This is a genomic window from Bhargavaea massiliensis (genome assembly GCF_050480245.1).
Lineage (GTDB): Bacteria > Bacillota > Bacilli > Bacillales > Anoxybacillaceae > Anoxybacillus.
Genome location: NZ_JBCNEQ010000004.1, coordinates 1 through 19,468, shown reverse-complemented (window position 1 = coordinate 19,468; position 19,468 = coordinate 1). Strand labels below are relative to the sequence as shown.

At 42.1% G+C, this 19,468-nt stretch carries 15 protein-coding genes and 2 pseudogenes; 15 read left to right on the top strand and 2 right to left on the bottom strand.

Translation table 11 applies throughout. The features are described 5' to 3' along the window. Nucleotides 1-106 precede the first annotated feature (106 nt). Both ABEV15_RS01470 and ABEV15_RS01465 read left to right on the top strand, forming a co-directional pair. Nucleotides 107-3,541, top strand: a complete 3,435-nt coding sequence (locus ABEV15_RS01470) for a S8 family peptidase (RefSeq protein ID WP_498852179.1) — start codon at nt 107-109, stop codon at nt 3,539-3,541. 115 nt (nt 3,542-3,656) lie between these two features. Continuing rightward, complete coding sequence (locus tag ABEV15_RS01465; protein ID WP_498852178.1) at nt 3,657-5,249, top strand: S-layer homology domain-containing protein; 1,593 nt, start codon at nt 3,657-3,659, stop codon at nt 5,247-5,249. Nucleotides 5,250-5,272: 23 nt separating this feature from the next. Here the strand turns inward: ABEV15_RS01465 and ABEV15_RS01460 are convergent, their stop codons facing one another. Beyond that, nucleotides 5,273-6,235, bottom strand: a complete 963-nt coding sequence (locus tag ABEV15_RS01460; RefSeq protein ID WP_498852177.1) for a C40 family peptidase — start codon at nt 6,233-6,235, stop codon at nt 5,273-5,275. Nucleotides 6,236-6,613: 378 nt separating this feature from the next. On the opposite strand from ABEV15_RS01460, the gene ABEV15_RS01455 reads away from it, so the two are divergent. The 13 genes and pseudogenes from ABEV15_RS01455 to ABEV15_RS01395 all read left to right on the top strand — a co-directional run bounded on the left by ABEV15_RS01455 (nt 6,614) and on the right by ABEV15_RS01395 (nt 19,274). Further along, on the top strand, nt 6,614-10,600 hold the full coding sequence (locus tag ABEV15_RS01455) for an S-layer homology domain-containing protein (protein WP_498852176.1): 3,987 nt from the start codon (nt 6,614-6,616) through the stop codon (nt 10,598-10,600). Nucleotides 10,601-11,461: 861 nt separating this feature from the next. Further along, nucleotides 11,462-11,569, top strand: coding sequence for a putative holin-like toxin (locus ABEV15_RS01450; protein WP_221248261.1), 108 nt, complete (start codon nt 11,462-11,464; stop codon nt 11,567-11,569). 289 nt (nt 11,570-11,858) lie between these two features. Then, nucleotides 11,859-12,431: a transposase gene (locus tag ABEV15_RS01445; RefSeq protein ID WP_498852175.1), complete on the top strand. Its 573-nt coding sequence runs from the start codon at nt 11,859-11,861 to the stop codon at nt 12,429-12,431. Between the two features lies 1 nt (nt 12,432). Next, nucleotides 12,433-12,711: a magnesium chelatase domain-containing protein gene (locus tag ABEV15_RS01440; protein ID WP_498852174.1), complete on the top strand. Its 279-nt coding sequence runs from the start codon at nt 12,433-12,435 to the stop codon at nt 12,709-12,711. A gap of 165 nt (nt 12,712-12,876) precedes the next feature. Next, a complete protein-coding gene (locus tag ABEV15_RS01435; protein WP_019418134.1) occupies nt 12,877-12,984 on the top strand; it encodes a putative holin-like toxin in 108 nt (35 codons plus the stop codon). 234 nt (nt 12,985-13,218) lie between these two features. Then, the gene (locus tag ABEV15_RS01430) at nt 13,219-13,656 is read left to right on the top strand and encodes a hypothetical protein (RefSeq protein WP_064214368.1); all 438 of its coding nucleotides are present in this window, start codon (nt 13,219-13,221) and stop codon (nt 13,654-13,656) included. Between the two features lie 268 nt (nt 13,657-13,924). Then, nucleotides 13,925-14,032, top strand: a complete 108-nt coding sequence (locus ABEV15_RS01425) for a putative holin-like toxin (RefSeq protein ID WP_221248261.1) — start codon at nt 13,925-13,927, stop codon at nt 14,030-14,032. A 289-nt stretch (nt 14,033-14,321) separates the two neighbouring features. Beyond that, nucleotides 14,322-14,894 (top strand): transposase, encoded by a 573-nt coding sequence (locus ABEV15_RS01420; protein ID WP_498852173.1) that lies wholly within the window; start codon nt 14,322-14,324, stop codon nt 14,892-14,894. A 1-nt stretch (nt 14,895) separates the two neighbouring features. Next, a complete protein-coding gene (locus tag ABEV15_RS01415) occupies nt 14,896-16,416 on the top strand; it encodes a YifB family Mg chelatase-like AAA ATPase (RefSeq protein ID WP_498852172.1) in 1,521 nt (506 codons plus the stop codon). Nucleotides 16,417-16,498: 82 nt separating this feature from the next. Then, a complete protein-coding gene (locus ABEV15_RS01410; RefSeq protein ID WP_498852171.1) occupies nt 16,499-17,401 on the top strand; it encodes an RpnC/YadD family protein in 903 nt (300 codons plus the stop codon). A gap of 101 nt (nt 17,402-17,502) precedes the next feature. Beyond that, a complete protein-coding gene (locus ABEV15_RS01405) occupies nt 17,503-18,369 on the top strand; it encodes a polysaccharide deacetylase family protein (protein ID WP_498852170.1) in 867 nt (288 codons plus the stop codon). A gap of 427 nt (nt 18,370-18,796) precedes the next feature. Beyond that, a pseudogene (locus ABEV15_RS01400) lies at nt 18,797-18,895 on the top strand (transposase); the annotation flags it as partial. Then, entirely contained in the window at nt 18,888-19,274 is a 387-nt protein-coding gene (locus ABEV15_RS01395) for an S-layer homology domain-containing protein (RefSeq protein ID WP_498852169.1), read from the top strand. The pseudogene ABEV15_RS01400 and the gene ABEV15_RS01395, both read left to right, overlap by 8 nt. On the opposite strand, the pseudogene ABEV15_RS01390 reads toward ABEV15_RS01395, so the two are convergent. Then, nucleotides 19,193-19,468, bottom strand: a pseudogene (locus ABEV15_RS01390) (copper amine oxidase N-terminal domain-containing protein); the annotation flags it as partial. The gene ABEV15_RS01395 and the pseudogene ABEV15_RS01390 overlap by 82 nt on opposite strands.

Below are 19,468 nucleotides of genomic sequence, written 5' to 3'. Positions count from 1 at the left end.
ATTTATCAAAATATGAAACTTTTTTTCGTTAATAGCAGGTGTATTTGCCTTCCGTGGCGAATACATATGTTACATTCTTGTTACATTCTCTTTAAGGAGGCTTTTTATGAAAAAGTGGAAGAAGATCGCATTATCTGTTAGTTTAGCTTCATCACTTATCGTACCAACGGTCGCCCAAGCGTCGACGGAAGCGCCAATCGCACAGTGGAAAAAACAAACGACGACAGCATCGGCTTCACTTGCGTACAAAAAGTTTGAAGATGCACAAAACCAAGTGAGCACCGATACGCTTATCGTAAAGTACAATGAAAAAATTCCAACTACCGTTCATCGTAGTTTAGGGGCGACATTAAAACAGTCGTTTCCGCAATTAGGCTATGACGTTGTTACAGTGCAAAAAGGGAAAAGTTTGCAAGAGGTAATGAGAAACTATGCGAAATTAAAAGCCGTCAAAAGCGTGACACCAAGTTTTACATACAAACGACTCGGTTCTCTTGATCCGAAAGCAGATCATATGTATTTACTATCGCTGTTAAATGTGGACAAAGCGATCAAGCTCGCGGGAAAACATAGCGTGACTGTCGCGGTCATTGATACAGGTATGGATACGAAACATCCAGAGTTAAAAGGACGCCTCCTTCCTGCTTACAATGCGATGAACCCAGCAGGTGCGCCAATCAAAGACGTGCACGGGACACATGTGGCAGGCATTATCGGTGCCAATGCTAATAACGGTGTTGGGGCGCATGGTGTGAATCCGAACGTAAAAATTTTACCGATTGACGTGTTTGGTGGGGGACTTGGAGCGAGCGATTATACGATCGCCCAAGGTATTTTATATGCGATTGAAAAAGGGGCAAAAGTCATTAATATGAGCCTTGGCGGCTATTTTAGCTCACCGATTTTAGAAGAAGCTGTTCAAAAAGCGATTGATGCAGGCATTACCGTCGTTGCCGCAGCAGGAAATGAAGCGACGGACATGTACTCCGTTCCGGCTGCATATGAAGGGGTCATTAGCGTGGGGGCAACGGATAGTAAAAATCAGCTCGCTGAGTTTTCAAACTACGGTCCGTCTGTTGACCTCGTTGCACCGGGGGCGGACGTATATAGCCCGATTTACGACTATGCGAAAGGCTCGTCTTTTGCAGAGCTAAGTGGAACGTCGATGGCATCACCCGTCGTTGCAGGCGTAGCATCGCTTCTTTTATCGAAATATCCGAATTTAAAACCATATCAAGTGGAATGGATTTTAGAGCGCACCGCAACGGATTTAGGTGAAAAAGGATATGACTTGACGTACGGCAACGGCCTAGTCAATCCAGTTGCCGCGCTGCAATATAACATTAAAAACGTGCCGCAAAAAGAAAAATGGAACGATGAAACGATTTTAGCGAAAGCTCCTGTTATTGACGCGAAAGAATCGTACGTCAAGAAAGGATCGCTTACAAAATCAGAAGAAGTGCATTGGGTAAAAGTAAACGTTCAACAAGGTGAAAGTGTCCAAACGCTACTCGAAGGGTCAACATCATACGACTATAAGCTTGTTCTCCGTTTTTATCCAGAAGGAAAAACAACGTCTGAAAAGCCGATTCAAGTGAATGACGGCCGCGCAGGTGAAATGGAAGCGAAACTATTCACAGCAAAACAACCAGGTGTGCTCGCGATCGGGGTCACAGATGCGAACGGCAACTACAATTTACAAGGAAAATCAACGTATACGTTAGCTGTACAGTCGTTTACAGAACTTGCGGACGATGGCTTAACGAAAGAAAACCCAGCGACGATTGAACAATTACCGTTTTCTTTAGAAAACTTAACATTCGTTCCAGAAAACAACGAAAGCGACCGCGACTATTTCCGTTTTACTGTCGCAGAGCCGACGACGGTGAAATTTCAGCTATCTGCTGTGCCAGGCATCGATTCGTCATTAAACGTTTATTTCGCTGAAGAACTATATCGCCCAGTCGACCCAGACGCAAAATATAAAGAAATTCCGTTCCCGATCACGTCAGGAAACAACAACGGCGTCAGCAAAGGGGAGACGGTGACGTTTGAAGCGCAACCGGGCGTCGAATATGTGCTCGAAGCGTCAAGCGAACCGATGGACGGATTTTATCCAATGGTGCTTGATATGGCAATGTCAAGCAACAGAGTAAAAGAAGCAACCGCTTCAGCGATCCCTTATCAAATAAGCGCCGAGGCGATTACGCTCCCACAAGATGAAGACAGCTTCCCAGCACGTGAACCGATGCCGTCGGAAGAAGGGGCTGTGGAACAAGCCGAAAAAGCGGCTGTCAATATGCGCAAACCAAACGACATCATTATCATTGGCGATGACGGAAGCTGGAGCTACTTTGAAAAAGAACAAGTTGCACAAATTAAAGAAAATGCTCTACCTTACAACATCGGTGATCGCGCTGAGGCGTTTATTCAATTTAGCTACGACCAAGATTTTTACAAATTAACGGTACCGAAAACAGCGATATACCAATTTTCATTCGCAACACCTGACGATATGATGCCGTCAGCAATGTTGTTTGAATACGATGAGAAAAAAGACGATCTTGTGCCAGTTGACTCGTTCTACTCATTCGATTGGATGACAGGGAAAAAACAATCCGATTGGACGCTCATTCTCGAAGAAGGAAAAACGTATTACATGTCAGTACAAAACGACTACTATCAGCCAGTTGCCGATCCGTATGTCATCACATCGAAAAAATTGCTCGACGCACCGACAGATAAAAACGAAAAAAATAACGAACCGCTTCAAGCAACTGTTACGAACGTTAACGATGTGAAAACAGGAAACTTTGTCCTTCCAAACGACAGCGATTACTATTACTACAAACATCGGAAAGCGACCGAACTGTTGACGTTTTATGCAAAACCAAGCAAACAAAACGCATCGTTTCCGAAAGCGTTGCGCGGCACATTAATTCCAATCGTATCGGTTGTTGAAGATACGAACGGAAATATGACGATTGACGAGGACGAATACAATAAAGCTGTCACGTTTTATCCAAACGGTTCGAGCCCGTTATACGACGTAAACGGTTCGTTCCAAGCGAAGAAAAATGTCGGCTACTTCTTTATCGTCGACTCGTTTATGTGGGATGGATTGTCGCTTCAGTCGTATAACTTTGGTATTCAGTCGCTCAATAAAAAAGATGAAGATGCTGCATCTATGATGAAAAACAACGTGCCATCGAAACCGCTCGCGTTAACGAAAAAAGGAAACGTATACGAAGCGCGCGGATATATGAACGTTGTTGATTATGGCGATAAAGATGCTTATAAATTTATTGTTGAAAAAGATGGGGCATTTACATTTAAACTCGATGTACCAGGCACGATGGATGGCGTTATCTCCATTTTTGATGCGAAAGGACGGGTCGTTCAAACGTACGACCATTACGGTGATGGCGACGCTGAAATCGGCACGCTATCTTTGAAAAAAGGAACGTACTATGTCGTCGTTGAAGAATCGCTTGCTCGGCCAAACGCCAACCCATATACGCTCTCTATAACGAAGAAATAGATGAAACGAAGGTTGCCTGCACTTGTGGTAGGCAGCCTTTCTCTTTTTCCAGACGCATCGTGTCGCCGATCGTGTTAAAATAAATATAAGATTCATAGATAACGAGGTGATTGACGTGCAGCGCATGCGCTTCATTTGGCTTTCATTTATTTTTTTATTCTTTTTTCACGCGCCTGTCCACGCCGATGTCGTTGATTTAACGAATAAAGCGAAGGCGCAAGCGTACGAAGATTATTATCCGCTGATCGCTCGCTATAAAGGAGCGAGTGGGGTAAAGTTTGAAAGTTATAGCGTATATTGGAATGCAACGAAGCTTGCCCAACTTGAGCAAGAGTTATTAAAAAATAAACACGGTGCCGAACTTTCCTTGTTAGGAAGTGTAAAAATTTTTCCTGATTACCCTGCAGGACAAAACGTACTTGGACAATATTTTGCGCAATATCAAGTCAGTCCGAAACTTGCTCTGCTCCCGAATCGCTACATCCATTTATATGGAGGGAATGAATGGACGACAGTTGAGGAAATGGCAACGACGTTAGCGCACGAGTATGGGCATCATTTTACGTATTATGATTTGTTGAATAAAGAACAGCGACGCCCGAACGAATGGCTCATGTCGCAATATGCTGCCGCGCGTGAATTGTTTCGTTATCCGTCTGTCCACGCTGATGGAAGTGGAGCGTACGAATGGTATATGCCTGAAATATTGGCAGAAGATTACGTGCAACTTTTTGGTTCGCCGAATGCGTTAAAAGGACATATGCAAATGAACGTTCATTTGCCGACACCATTTGAGCTTCCAGCTTTACAAACGTATTGGAAAAATCGACTTGGCGCCCCGTACGAATCGATGCCGCCGCTTCCTTTATTGCTGACAAACTATACGGTAAAAAATAATGTATATGCGCTCAAGCTTTACACATATGCTGATGCGACCGTCTACGTGAATGCGCAAGATGGGGAAGGACGCTACGCCTCTGTTTATATCGGAAGCGTGCCAAAAGGAGTCAATGAGACGGTATACGATGGGGCAAAACTAAATAGTCAAGTTTCTTGGCTATTCCGCTCAACAATGGTCGATACAGCGTTATTTCGCGTCGTCCAGCCGACAACAAAAGGATTTAATCGCGGTTCAGCGACGTTACGTGTCCAATACGGAACAATCGATTCGCTTGTTTCTACACCGCCACTTTTTCCGGACGTCGTTGGGGAGGAATTGCAAGAAGCTGCACAATTATTATCGGAACGAGGGATTATCTCAGGATACCCTGATGGAACGTTTCGTCCAAACGAACGGCTACTCCGCCGCCATGCCGCGCTTATGCTGATTCGTGAGCTGAAGTTAACGCTTCCTAAAGGATATGTCGTGAAAGCAAAAGACGTCAAACCGACCGATCCGTGGTATAAAGAGATGGCGATTGCTGAATCGTATGGATTGTTGACGGGATATAACGGAAAACTATATCCGAACAACTACATTACTCGCTCCCAAATGGCAGCGATTTTAACGAGGGTATATGCCGATGTGTACGAACAGCCGACGACGAATCGACCGTTTGTCGACGTTCCTTTTTCTCATTGGGCGTATGGGCCAATTAATACGCTTTTTTATAATCAAATTACGAGCAACAATCCGTATCGCCCGGACGACGTTGTCACACGCGGACAGTTTGCCCTCTTTCTCAGTCGGACATTGCAAAAAAAATAGCGAGAAAGGCTTGTCCTTTCTCGCTATTTTGCGTTAATTGCACGATAGAAAAATACCGCAAATTGCGCACGTGTCACCGTTTCTTTTGGGCGAAACGTTCCGTCTTCATAGCCGCTTGCAATGCCAGCTGCGACAAGTTTTTCAATCGCATCATATGCTGCATCTGTTTCTTTTACATCCGTAAACGGCACATCTGCCCCGCGCTTTAACTTCCACGCTTCCGCAAACCACATCGCTAACTGCTCGCGCGTGATCGGTTCGTCCGGTTGGAACGCCGTCATCTGTTTATCGACGATTCGCTCTTTGACAAGGGCGTTAATCGCACCGACTGCCCAATGATCGCTCGGCACGTCTTGGAACGTTTTCTTCCGATCGTTCATATTGAAGTCGAAATACGCTGCGATTAGCCCTGCTGCATCCGCGCGCGTCATCACTTCATCGGGCTTAAAGTAGCTTTTCGCATACCCGAGCACAATCTCTTTTTTTCCTAACGCTTCAATTTCTTTATTTGCCCAAAAATCATTTCCGATATCTTCGAATTGACCAGCTGCCTGCTCATAAGCGAGCACGCGTCTTGCTCCTATGTATCGCTTTTTATAGTACGAATCATCTAATGAAGAAACAGCAATTCCTTTCGATGAACTGGCATGAATAAACTCGTTGTCTCCAATGTAAATGCCTGCATGCGATGGACCTTTTTTATACGTCTCAAAAAAGACGAGATCACCGACACGTAAGTCTTCTTTTTTCACCGCACTTCCTTGCTTATATTGCTCCGCTGTCGTGCGCGCTAACGTGACGCCAACGCCGCTCATCACATGACGCGTAAACCCGGAACAATCGAACCCTTTTTCCGAACTTCCCCCGAACTGATACGGCACCCCGACATATTTTTTCGCAAGGGGAACGAGCCGATCGTAACTATCTGCATACGCGAATGAAGGAAAGAGAAAAACGAAAAGCAACGCTGATACAAGCCGCCTCACATCATCCACCTCACTCCGCCACTGTTCTTACAATTTCGACATTTTCACACTATTCCAAGTGTATCATAAATAGGAGAATGATAACTTTACAGTTATGTAACAAAACTTTTTGTCAAAAAGTTACGTAGGGAGGTATTGAAAAAAGTCGAACATTAGGTAAAATGGTGAATAGGTGGGAGACTACATGTGAAACAGTATTGTTATTCCAACAAAGAAAAGTCATTCAAAAAATGGTTGACTTTAATCATGGAAAAAATTATAATGTAGTTTGTAGTCGTTCACTCGCTAAGTTTAAGAGTTTCATAGAGAGAACATACATAATCTCTTAAATTTAGCTGAACTTAAATAGAAAGAGAAACAAAAGGAGGAAATATGTCGATGGCTTACCAACCAAAGTCTTATCGCAAATTTTTAGCTGGTACAGTCTCTGCAGCAGTTGTTGCTTCAGCGATCGCACCAGTAGCAAGCGCGTCTTTCACAGATGTAGCAGGAAGCGTGCATGCAAATGACATCGCTACATTAGTAGCAAAAGGTTACATTAAAGGATATGCAGACGGTACATTCAAACCAGACAAACCGTTAACACGCGGTGAAGCTGCAATCATCTTCTCACGCATTTTAAAAGATGCAGGTGTCAAAGCTCCTGAGCAAGGTGCAGGCTTCCCAGACGTTCCAGCGAGCAAAGCTGAATTAGCAGAAGCTGTTGCGATCGTGAAAGCTGCTGGCGTCATGGGTGGAGACGAAAAAGGCAACTTCAACCCGAACGCAAACATCACTCGCCAAGAGATGGCGAAAGTCGTTGTTGAAGCGTTCAAATTAACAAAACCAGCAAACCACACAACAAAAATTACGGACCTTGACAAAGCTGGCTCATGGGCGCGTGAGTACATTCAAACATTAGAAGCAAACGGTGTAACGAAAAACACAGAATTTGCACCAAAACAAAACGTCACACGCGGTCAATTCGCTTCATTCGTCGTTCGTGCGATGGATGTGAAAAAAGAAGTTTCCGCAGCTGATATCACAGCGGTAAAACTTGTTGACGAAAAAACATTAGAAGTAACATTCAACGGCGAATTGAAAGAAGTGAAAAAAGAAGACTTCGCCATCCAAGGCGTTGAAATCGACTCTGTATCAATCAAAGCTGCAGCAGCTGCTGAAGCAAAAACAACAGTTGTTGTGATCAAAACAAAAACAGCGTTGCAAGAAGGAAAATCTTACAGCGTATCTTACAAAGGTCAAACAACAGACAAAGCGAAAGTTGATGTGCCAGTTGTAACGCCGAAGGTTGAAAGTGTAAGTGCGATTAATGCTAAACAAGTTAAAGTAACATTTAACAAAGCAATTAATCGCGTATCTCTAGAAGATCGTGCAAACTTTGAAATTAAAGGTCCTGAAGGTACTAAAGCTATTGAACAAATCGTAGCATTAAGTGATAAAGAAGCACTTATCACTCTTGATATTGATAGCAACCCAGCTAACGACTTAGCATTTAACAACGGTTCAACTTATACTTTAAAAGTTAAAAAGGATCTTAAACTTGCAAACGGTACAACACTTGGATCTGATTTAACTAAAGACTTCACGGTTAGTGATTTAAGTGTACCAACTGTAACAGATGTTAAAGCATTAGGATTAAATAAAATCCAAGTTACGTTCAGTGAACCAGTTAAGAATGCTAACGCTACATCGCGCTTTGTAGTAAAAGCTCTTGATAAAGATAACGCTCCTACTGGTGATGATTTAGTTTCTCGTGGAAGTGTTAACTACGTAACAGCCGACAATACTCGTGTAATTATTACACTTGGTACTAATATGGTAGCTGGACAAAACTACCGTTTGTTCTTAAATAACGATCAAGGTATCACTGACTACGCTGGATACAAAGTTCCTTCTGTAGCACAAGATATTAAGTATGAAGCTGATACTACAGTACCAGAAGCTGTAGAAGCATCTGTTATCAGCCAAAAATATGTTTTAGTGAAATTTAATAAACCAGTTGATGCTCAAGCAACGGACTTCTATTGGAACACAGATGGCTCTGAAAGCAACGATGCAAACAAAGCTACAGATGTATTACAAGTAGATGAAAAAACTTATCGCGTAGAATTTGGTAATTTAATCCCAGCTGGAAATATTAACTTGTTTGTTAAAGGAGTTCAGGATTACGTTGGTAATACTGCACCTGTTAAGAAGTTTACGTTAACTGTAGCAAACGACGTAAATCCTGCTATTGAGTCAATTACTTTAGTTGATAAAGATACTATTAAAGTTAAGTATAATGTTGATATTAACGAAACTTTAACATCTAAATACACGCTTACTGATAAAGACGGTAAAGTAGTTCCTATTAAACGAATTACTCATGGACCTAGCGGTGAAAAAAATATCAAATTAGTAGAGTTGTATACTCCACTAAAAGATGGAGATTATACTCTTAAAGTATCAGGAGTCAAAGATGGCTTAAGCCGTGAAATTCCTGAAACAACTCAAAAACTTTCGATTTCAAGTGTAACAACTATTGCTGCAGATGTCGTTAAAGCTTACAAAGATGACACTAACCTAGATAATCAAACTATTGTTGTTTCGTTCGACACAGCTCTTAACGTGTCTGGTAACAACTCTGCACTAGATAAGTCAAAATGGCTTGTAGCAACAGCAGTTGGTACTAAGTCTTTAGATGCGATCTCTGGTGCAACGGTAGATGTATTACCAAATTCTGGTAACAAGGCGTTTAAGATTACTCTTCCAGAGGGTACTCTTGACTCAACTACTAGCGTACAATTATCAAACGTTACTGATGCTAATGGAAAACTAATTTCTCCATTTAGCACTGGTTCAATTGCTGTAACGACACCATCTGCATATGCGTTTGATCTTGGCACTTCACTTGTAAGCAAGGCAGAGGCTACAGATAAACGAACAATTAAGTTAACTGTTAAGACATATATTGATACTCTTCAAGCTAGCGACTTCGTAGTAAAATCAAATGGTACTACGAAAGATGTTACTGGCGTTACATTCACAAACAACTATGCTGATGGTAACGCAACTATCACTATCACATTAAAAGATGATGTTGATGCGGGTACTTATACAGTAACATCAGCAGCGACTACATCTACAAAAGATGTATATGGTAACAAATTAGTTCCAAATAAAGCAGTGGCTGTAACTAAGAAGCTTGCTGCTAAAATTGAGAAGGCTGCAGTAACTGATGCTAGAACAATTAAGTTGTTCTTTGAAAGCCGAGCTACTACGATTGAACCAGTAGCAAGTGACTTCACAGTTAAAGATGCTAATGGTAAGACTTATACTGTAAGTTCTGCTGCTGCAAACGGTACAACAGGTATCACTCTTACAACTTCTGAAGATTTACCAGCAAACGGAACTTATACAGTTACTGTTAAGTCTAACGGCTTAACTCGTGTTGCTGGTGTTGCTTTACCAGCTGGTGATATAAGCGTTTATAACTTTGGTATCTCCAAAGTTGAATACAATGCTGGTGACTATGCTGGAAAAATTGAAGCTGCAGATAAAGAATCAATTACAATTACATTTGCTGAGTCTGTCGATCCAGAATCTCTATTAACAGGATGGACTGGTGCAGCTAGATCTGTAACTGGTGGTTTAGTATTCAACGATGGTGGTTCAGATACTCCAGCTGTTTCTGATTCATTAACGTTAGATATTAATGGCTCAGATAATGGCGGACAAGTTGCAACAATTACATTTGATAAAAACGTTATTAGTACAGATTTCGCAGCTGATGCAACATTCGAACTTGTTGATACTAACAAGCTTAAAGTAACATTTGGTGGTAATACTACTAACTATGCAGGCTTCTCAGCAGTTTCAGGTACTGTAATGACACTTGCACCTGCGGCTACTATTACTAACGTTGCTGAAACACCAATTAATACTGCTAGCGTAGCAACTGCTCTACAAAGCAGCTTACTCGCACCTCAAACAATTACGTTAAAACCAAGTGGTGCATTAGATAATACTATGTTAGTAAGCAATAACTATGGAGCTACTTATGCACAAACAGCAACTTCTGGCGTTTCTGAAATCGTAGCTAATGAAGTAGGTATTTACACTGATGCAGCTGCAACAACTTCTGGTGCTACAATTGGAACAGGTGGAACACTTACGGCGTTTGTAGCAGCTGATGGAACTGTTACATTCAAAGTAACTGGTAATGTTACTACTGGTACAACAACTAACACAGTTTTCTATGTTAAAGTAACTGATGGTTCAACAGTTTCAAATATCTTGAAAGTAACTGTTGGTCCTGTTGCCGCTGCTAACTATGGTGCTAATGGTTCTGGTGCAACTCAACCAACAATTACTGTAACTTATTAAGCCTTTGGGATTGGGGTAGGGTGCCTGTCACCCGTCGAAGTTTGTCGAAGATTAATAGAAACAGAGAGTCATTGAGTGGCTCTCTGTTTCTTTTTCTGCATTTGATGTTGGATGTAGGGTGCCTGTCACCCGTCGAAGTTTGTCGAAGATTAATAGAAACAGAGAGTCATTGAGTGGCTCTCTGTTTCTTTTTCTGCATTTGATGTTGGATGTAGGGTGCCTGTCACGCCCCGAAGATTGTCGAAGATTGATAGAGACAGAGAGTCATATGGCTCTCTGTTTCTTTTTCTGCATTTTTGGGGTAGGGTGCCTGTCACCCGTCGAGGTTTGTCGAAGATTAATAGAAACAGAGAGTCATTGAGTGGCTCTCTGTTTCTTTTTCTGCATTTTTGGATAGGGTGCCTGTGGGGCTTGGTGCTTGTCATCACCCGCATTTATTTTTTTCATTCATATGCAGGAGTTTGCTTGTTTTTGTTGAAAGAATCCTTAATGATGCATGAACGGAGATTGCTCGTCATTTTGTTGGGGGCGGATGAGCCTGTTGCAAATATGACAAAAAAAGGGGAGAGAAAAGGTGAAGATGTTTGAGTACCGCTTTGCCATTACACCTCTGTTTCACTTCATTGCAAGCAAATTGGGATGCGTGCCTGTCACCTGTCGAAGGGTGTCGGAGATTGATAGAGACAGAGAGTCACACGGCTCTCTGTTTCTTTTTCTGCATTTTTGTTGATGTGCTGTGGCATTTTTTGTAGTAGTGGTTGTTGAAATTGCGAGGGTGATAGAAAAATGTTACAATCTCTGTAGCAGCTACATAAGCAGGGTGGGCGGTTGACCACTTCCCCGATGGAGGGAGGTGGGAGTATGACGGCGTATGAAGCATTAAGTCTTATTGCGCAATTCAGCTTAGTGTTCATCGGGATGCTAACATTGACTGTCACCATCGTCGTCTATATAAACAAAAAGAAATAACCGCTCTCCCGCGACCAACGGATGAAGACGGTTACTTCTTTTTGGTAATCTCTAATTCGGTTCGGTCAGCCGCTCTTCTTGCGGCATGTAGTTGCCTGCTGAGCGTTTGCGGCGCTCAGCTTTTTTAGTTTATGAAATATCTGCTTATATTATACAAATGATATCGCTGGTTTGGCAAGTGCGTACCAATCACCCGTCGAGAGAGTATCAAAAAATTTTTCTTTTGATGCAGGATTTTCGCTGTTTTTGTCGAAGGGATATGCAAGAAAATTCATGTGAGGTGAAAAGTGTGGGTCGGGCAAGGCGGATATGGGTGCCGCATTTGTTTTATCACATTGTGTGCCGTGGGAATCGGCGTGATCCGTTGTTTAAAGAAGTAAATGATTTCCGCGCGTTTTTGCATATCCTCGAACAGCTTCATGAAAACATTCCGTTTGAAATTGCTTCATATTGCCTTATGACGAATCATTTTCATCTTCAACTTCGTTCACCACAACAATCCATTTCCAAAGTCATGGCACTGATTAACAAACGATACGCCAACTATTACAATACACGTTACGGATTAACCGGTCATGTGTTTGAAAAGCGTTACTTCAGTAAAATGATTGACGATGACGCGGGGATGTTAGAAGTCAGTCGCTATATCCATCTCAACCCTGTCGAGGCGCGTATGGTGCATCTTCCTGAACATTATCGTTGGAGCAGTTTCCACTTTTATCACCAATCTACCTCATTGCCTTCATTTATGAACATGGATGTACTCCTTCGTTACTTTTCTGGAACAATGAATGAAAAAAAGAAGGCATATGTGCAGTTTGTGAAAGAAGATGTTGTACCGAACTGTGTCAAGGAGGAATAACATGAAAGTTTGTAGCATTGGCTTACGCGGGATGGAAGGATATCGTGTGCAAGTGGAAGTGAAAGAACTGCCGGGAATGCCTTCCGTAGTCATTGTCGGATTGCCCGATACATCGGTAAAAGAAGCAAAGGAACGAGTCATTGCGGCATTGCATGCGTTTGGATGTGATATCATGAATCAAAAACTTGTCATCCATCTGTCGCCGCCCGAGCGAAAATGGGTAGGGTGCCTGTCACCCGTCGAAGATTGTCGAAGATTGATAGAGACAGAGAGTCGTTAGTGGCTCTCTGTTTCTTTTTCTGCATTTTTGTTGATGTGCTGTGGCATTTTTTGTAGTAGTGGTTGTTGAAATTGCGAGAGTGATAGAAAAATGTTACAATCTCTGTAGCAGCTACATAAGCAGGGTGGGCGGTTGACCACTTCCCCGATGGAGGGAGGTGGGAGTATGACGACGTATGAAGCATTGAGTCTTATTGCGCAATTCAGCTTAGTGTTCATCGGGATGCTAACATTGACTGTCACCATCGTCGTCTATATAAACAAAAAGAAATAACCGCTCTCCCGCGACCAACGGATGAAGACGGTTACTTCTTTTTGGTGGTCCGGTGCCTGTCACCTGTCGAAGGGTGTCGGAGATTGATAGAGACAGAGAGTCAGTCATAGTTGGCTCTCTGTTTTTTTTTCTGTTATACTCGTGTAATCATAATTTTTATGTTTCGCAATACAATATAGTTAGGTGCACCTCTCGTCTTTTTTGTATGTACTTAAGTAAGGAAGGGGAAATCACATGGGAAGAAGGAATTTTTTGGATTATTCATTAGATGAATTTGCACTAGTTGTAGAAAATACAGATATTGTGCGGCAGCTAAGAGAGAAATGTCATTGCGCATCTAACGTGATTCGTTTTGCTTATCTTGCTGTTAGCCATAAATTTGGGGGAAAACTTTCTACAGAGAAGGCTGAGAAGTATAAACTAGTTGATTATGGTGTGTCTGCTGCGAGTTTAGGGGCTTTACAAAATGTGTTGTGCAACACTTTTAGAGTGGATCGTGTGGAAAAACTCCATAAAAGTGTGGAAGATTTTATGAGTGATGTGGTTACGATCGGATTCCTACTAGAAAAACTAATTAAGGAAGACGACAATATCCGTAGCGTCGATGATTATACACGTATTAAACGCTATTTGTCCACTGCACACTTAGTAGTCGTAAATGAAGATGTATAACTGGGTAGCGTGCCTGTGCACTGCGATCCGAAAGGGGTAGGGTGCCTGTCACCCGTCGAACCCGTCGAAGTTTGTCGAAGATTGATAGAGACAGAGAGTCATATGGCTCTCTGTTTCTTTTTCTGCATTTTTGTTGATGTGCTGTGGCATTTTTTGTAGTAGTGGTTGTTGAAATTGCGAGAGTGATAGAAAAATGTTACAATCTCCGTAGCAACTACATAAGCAGGGTGGGCGGTTGACCACTTCCCCGATGGAGGGAGGTGGGAGTATGACGGCGTATGAAGCATTGAGTCTTATTGCGCAATTTAGCTTAGTGTTCATCGGGATGCTAACATTGACTGTTACCATCGTCGTCTATATAAACAAAAAGAAATAACCGCTCTCCCGCGACCAACGGATGAAGACGGTTACTTCTTTTTGGTAATCTCTAATTCGGTTCGGTCAGCCGCTCTTCTTGCGGCATGTAGTTGCCTGCTGAGCGTTTGCGGCGCTCAGCTTTTTTAGTTTATGAAATATCTGCTTATATTATACAAATGATATCGCTGGTTTGGCAAGTGCGTGCCAGTCACCCGTCGAGAGAGTATCAAAAAATTTTTCTTTTGATGCAGGATTTTCGCTGTTTTTGTCGAAGGGATATGCAAGAAAATTCATGTGAGGTGAGGTGTGTGGGTCGGGCGAGGCGGATATGGGTGCCACATTTGTTTTATCACATTGTGTGCCGTGGAAATCGGCGTGATCCGTTGTTTAAAGAAGTAAATGATTTCCGCGCGTTTTTGTATATCCTCGAACAGCTTCATGAAAACATTCCGTTTGAAATTGCTTCATATTGCCTTATGACGAATCATTTTCATCTTCAACTTCGTTCACCACAACAATCCATTTCCAAAGTCATGGCACTGATTAACAAACGATACGCCAATTATTACAATACACGTTACGGGTTAACTGGTCATGTGTTTGAAAAGCGTTACTTCAGTAAAATCATTGACGATGACGCAGGGATGTTAGAAGTCAGTCGCTATATCCACCTCAACCCTGTTGAGGCGCGTATGGTGCATCTTCCCGAACATTATCGTTGGAGCAGTTTCCACTTTTATCACCAATCTACCTCATTGCCTTCATTTATGAACATGGATGTACTCCTTCGTTACTTTTCTGGAACAATGAATGAAAAAAAGAAAGCATATGTGCAGTTTGTGAAAGAAGATGTTGTACCGAACTGTGTCAAGGAGGAATAATATGAAAGTTTGTAGTATCGGTTTGCGTGGGATGGAAGGGTATCGTGTGCAAGTGGAAGTGAAAGAACTGCCGGGAATGCCTTCCGTAGTCATTGTCGGATTGCCCGATACATCGGTAAAAGAAGCAAAGGAACGAGTCATTGCGGCATTGCATGCGTTTGGATGTGATGTCATGAATCAAAAACTTGTCATCCATCTGTCACCGCCCGAGCGAAAAAAACAAAGCCCGATGTTTGATTTAGCAATGGCGATTGGTATTTTAAAAGTAAAAGGAAAACTCGAACAACCAATTCCGTCACATATCGCATTTTTAGGCTCATTGTCATTAGACGGAACGATTCAGTCAGTAGATGGCATGTTACCAGCTATTTTAGCTGCCAAAAAACTCGGCTTTCAACAAGTATATGCCCCATATGATCCGACATTTCCCTTTCAATACCTGCAGCATATCGATTGTGTTTTTGTTCAAACATTAGATCAAGTGATGCAATGTTTACAAGGTCAACCAGTGTTATTTTCGACGAATCATCTCCCTTCAGCTGTCGATCTACCTCAAAAAACTCATCGTGATTTTGAACATATCATTGGACATGACTACGCCAAGTATGCACTTGAAGTTGCCGCTGCAGGAGAACATAACGTGTTAATGATCGGACCACCAGGGTGTGGGAAAAGCCTGTTAGCCGAAACGTTTCCAACGATTTTACCGCGCCTTTCCGATGAAGCGCAGTTGGAAGTACTTAGTTTATACCAACTCGCAGGAGAAACGAAAAACGATTCCTCTCCACCGTTTCGTCACCCCCATCATTCAGCATCTTCTGTAGCATTGATTGGCGGAGGAACACAGCCGAAACCAGGGGAAGTTTCGCTTGCCCATCGTGGGGTATTATTTCTTGATGAAATGGCAGAGTTTACGAAAAAGACGTTGGACATGCTTCGCCAGCCATTAGAAACAGGCAACGTCACGATTAGCCGCGTTTCGTCGACGGTGACGTATCCAGCACATTTTATTTTGATCGGGGCGATGAATCCATGCCCATGCGGCTATTTCGGTTCAAAAAAACGCTATTGCATATGTAGCCCAAAACAGATCCACGCCTATCGCCAACGCATCTCCGGACCGATTTACGACCGCATCGATATATTGTTATCGTTAGAAGCAGTGGATTTGACTCAAAAATCAAAGCAAGTAGACTGTTCGGAAACGATTCGTCGCCGTGTGGAAGCTGCGCGTTTCCGGCAATTCGAACGATATGGAGAAGAAATAACAAACGGCCGTGTGCCACTGGACGTGCTGCTTGCGAAAAGTCCGCTAACGAAAGGGCAACAACAAATGCTTCAACATTGGGCGGCTATGAATGACTGGAGCAACCGCGTGCAAACAAAAATCGTTCGCCTTGCTCGCACCATTGCCGATTTAGCAGAAGCGGAAAACATCACCGATGAAGCATTATGGAAAGCGATGGCGTTTCGGAGAATAAAAGAAGGACGTCAAGAAAGGAATATGAAGGAAGGATGTTGAGTGGAGATAGGGAGAGTGATTGGCTGTCTATGTTTATTTCATGAAAAATTTGTAGTAAAATAAAGGGAAAGGAAGTGTAATGATGAGCGAGCAAACGGATATTGCATATAATAACTATGATATCATATTCCGTAACATGACTGCTCAATTTAAAGAAAAGGTTCTGGATTTCTATGGGATTCGGACTGCTCCGATTGTCCGGGTAGAAGCAACGGATTTGCCGACTATTGCGGTTAATGATCGAAGAATGGACTTTCTATTTTTGCTTGCAGATGATACGTATTTGCATCTTGAGTTTCAAACGGCGTTTGATGAGAAAGATTTGGATCGATTTCTTCAATATGATGTGAGTGCGTATGAAAGGTATAAAAAGCCTATTAAGACAGTAGTCATTTATGGAGCCGATGTGGAAAAAGTGTTAGAACAAAAAAGCTACGGTTCTGTTCAATATGAGGCACAAGCGGTGTTGATGAAAAAATATAATGGTGATGCCATTATTCAAAATTTGTGGGCGAAGGTCGAGAATGGGGAAGAGCTTACGGATCTAGATGAGCTGCATCTCATTTTCCTCCCATTAATGCGAAGTTCCCTCAATCGTTCCGAACGAGCGATTGAAACAGTAGAAATTGCGAAACGGATCAAAAATGAGGAAAAACAAGTACGTTTATTGGCAACGATTATTGCGGTTTCCGACAAGTTTATTGATAAGGAGTATGTAGAAAAACTAATGGAGGTGTTAAGTATGGCGAGAGTGATCCGAATGGCGGAAGAAAGAGCAAGAATCAATGAAAGCCAGCAGGCAATAAAAAAATATTTAAGCGCAAGATTAGGTTTGGAAAGTAAACCGATGCAAAACAAAGTAGACCTTATTACTGATTTGTATTTGTTGCATCACTTATTAGATGATTTGTATCGAGCGGAGAAGAAAGAAGAAATGGATTATTTAATTGATGTCGTATTAGAAAAACAAAAGAATATGGGGTAGGGTAGTGTGCCTGTCACGCCCCGAACGAAAAAATATCTTGCAGGACGATTTTCTTAGTGATATAACAAATTAACAACTTAAGAAAGTAATAGGGGTCAAGAATGAAAATGAAGCGATTATACTTATACGCTTTAGTAATTATATTTAGTTTATCATTATTTGCTTGTTCAAATACTCAAACAGAAAAAGTAGGGGTTAATCCTCAAATTCCGATTCTTATGTATCATCATTTTGAGGAAGAGGGAATAAATAGTTTGACGGTACATCCTAAAAATTTTGAAGAGCAAATGAAAGCCATTAAAGAAGAAGGATACGAAACGATTACTTTTGGTCAGTTAATCGCCTTTTTAAATCATGAAGGTACATTACCTGAAAAGCCCATATTAATTACAATGGATGATGGTTATGAAAGCAACTATAAATATGCTTATCCAATTTTAAAAGAATTAAATATGAAGGCGGCAATTTTTCTAATTACGAGTAAGATAAGGCGGGAGGAAGAAAAGCATTTAGAAGATGGATTGCCAAATTTGTCATGGGAGCAAATTCATGAAATGTCAGAATCAGGTCTCATCGAGTTCCATAGTCATACCCATGATTCTCATAAAAAATATATGAAGGGAAAGAAAGAAGTCGCCTATTTAGCAGGCCCGATTGTAAAAGAAAACGGTGAGCTAGAAACACAAGAAGAATATGAGCAAAGAATCATGAATGATTTATTACTTTCAAAAAAATTGATAGAAAAGAACATCGGACAACCAGTTACCGTACTTTGCTATCCTTATGGAGCCTATAGTGAAACATCTGAAAAAGTTGCAAAAGAAGTTGGTTTTTTAGCTACTGTCACCGTTAACAAGGGTATTATTAGTAAAGGGAATAGTCCATTTTTATTAAAAAGAATTAATGTAGACGGCAGCTATACGGCTTGGGACCTTATAGACGTTCTTAACAATGAATTATCTGAATAGCTCGCTGAGACATATTTTTAAGCAAGGGGAACGGTGCCTGTCACCTGTCGAAGTCTTATTGCGCAATTCAGCTTAGTGTTCATCGGGATGCTAACATTGACTGTTACCATCGTCGTCTATATAAACAAAAAGAAATAACCGTCCCTCCCTCGACCAAAGGTGTGAAACGGTTATTTCTTTTTTATCTGTGACACATCTAAAGGTCAGCCGCTCTTCTTGCGGCATGTAGTTGCCTGCTGAGTGTTCACCGCACTCAGCTTTTTTATTTTATGAAGTATCTGCTTATATTATACAAATGATATCGCTGGTTTGGCAAGTGCGTGCCTGTCACCCGGCGAGAGAGTATCAAAAAATTTTTCTTTTGATGCAGGATTTTCGTTGTTTTTGTCGAAGGGATGTGCAAGAAAATTCATGTGAGGTGAAGAGTGTGGGTCGGGCAAGGCGGATATGGGTGCCGCATTTGTTTTATCACATTGTGTGCCGTGGAAATCGGCGTGATCCGTTGTTTAAAGAAGTAAATGATTTCCGCCACACCTGTACCGACCACATTTGTTGGCAACAAAGCGGTCATCAAGTCATTGACGAACTCGACATACGTTGTCGTTGAAGGAACACATACATTTGGCGACATCAAGCAACATTGGGCGAAAGGATATATCGAAACATTGGCAGCTAAACAGCATGTGAAAGGTATGACGGAAACAGCATACCGACCAAATGAGCAGATGACACGTGCCCAGTTTGCTGTGTTGCTTGTACGTGCATTAGCATTGCCACATGAAACATGTAACGAAAGGGAGGCCTCCGATATGGAAGCCTCCCTTTACTTCACCGTCGAAACTTCAACCCCAAGCGGCAGAGCGGCTCCGCCTGCATGCATGAATTCAAGCTCGAGAACGTCTTGAGGGGAAAAGACGGTATAATCGATATAGGCCGATTGGGTAATCGGTTGAAGCGGTGGGATGAGATAAACAACCCCGTTTATTTTCACAGCCCCACAATAAGCGCCCCCACGTCCGCCAAAACGAAGGCGAATCGTTTTAGTTTCTCCGGTTTCATTTTGAATTGGAAGTGATAAACGGTATGTTAAGCCGTAATG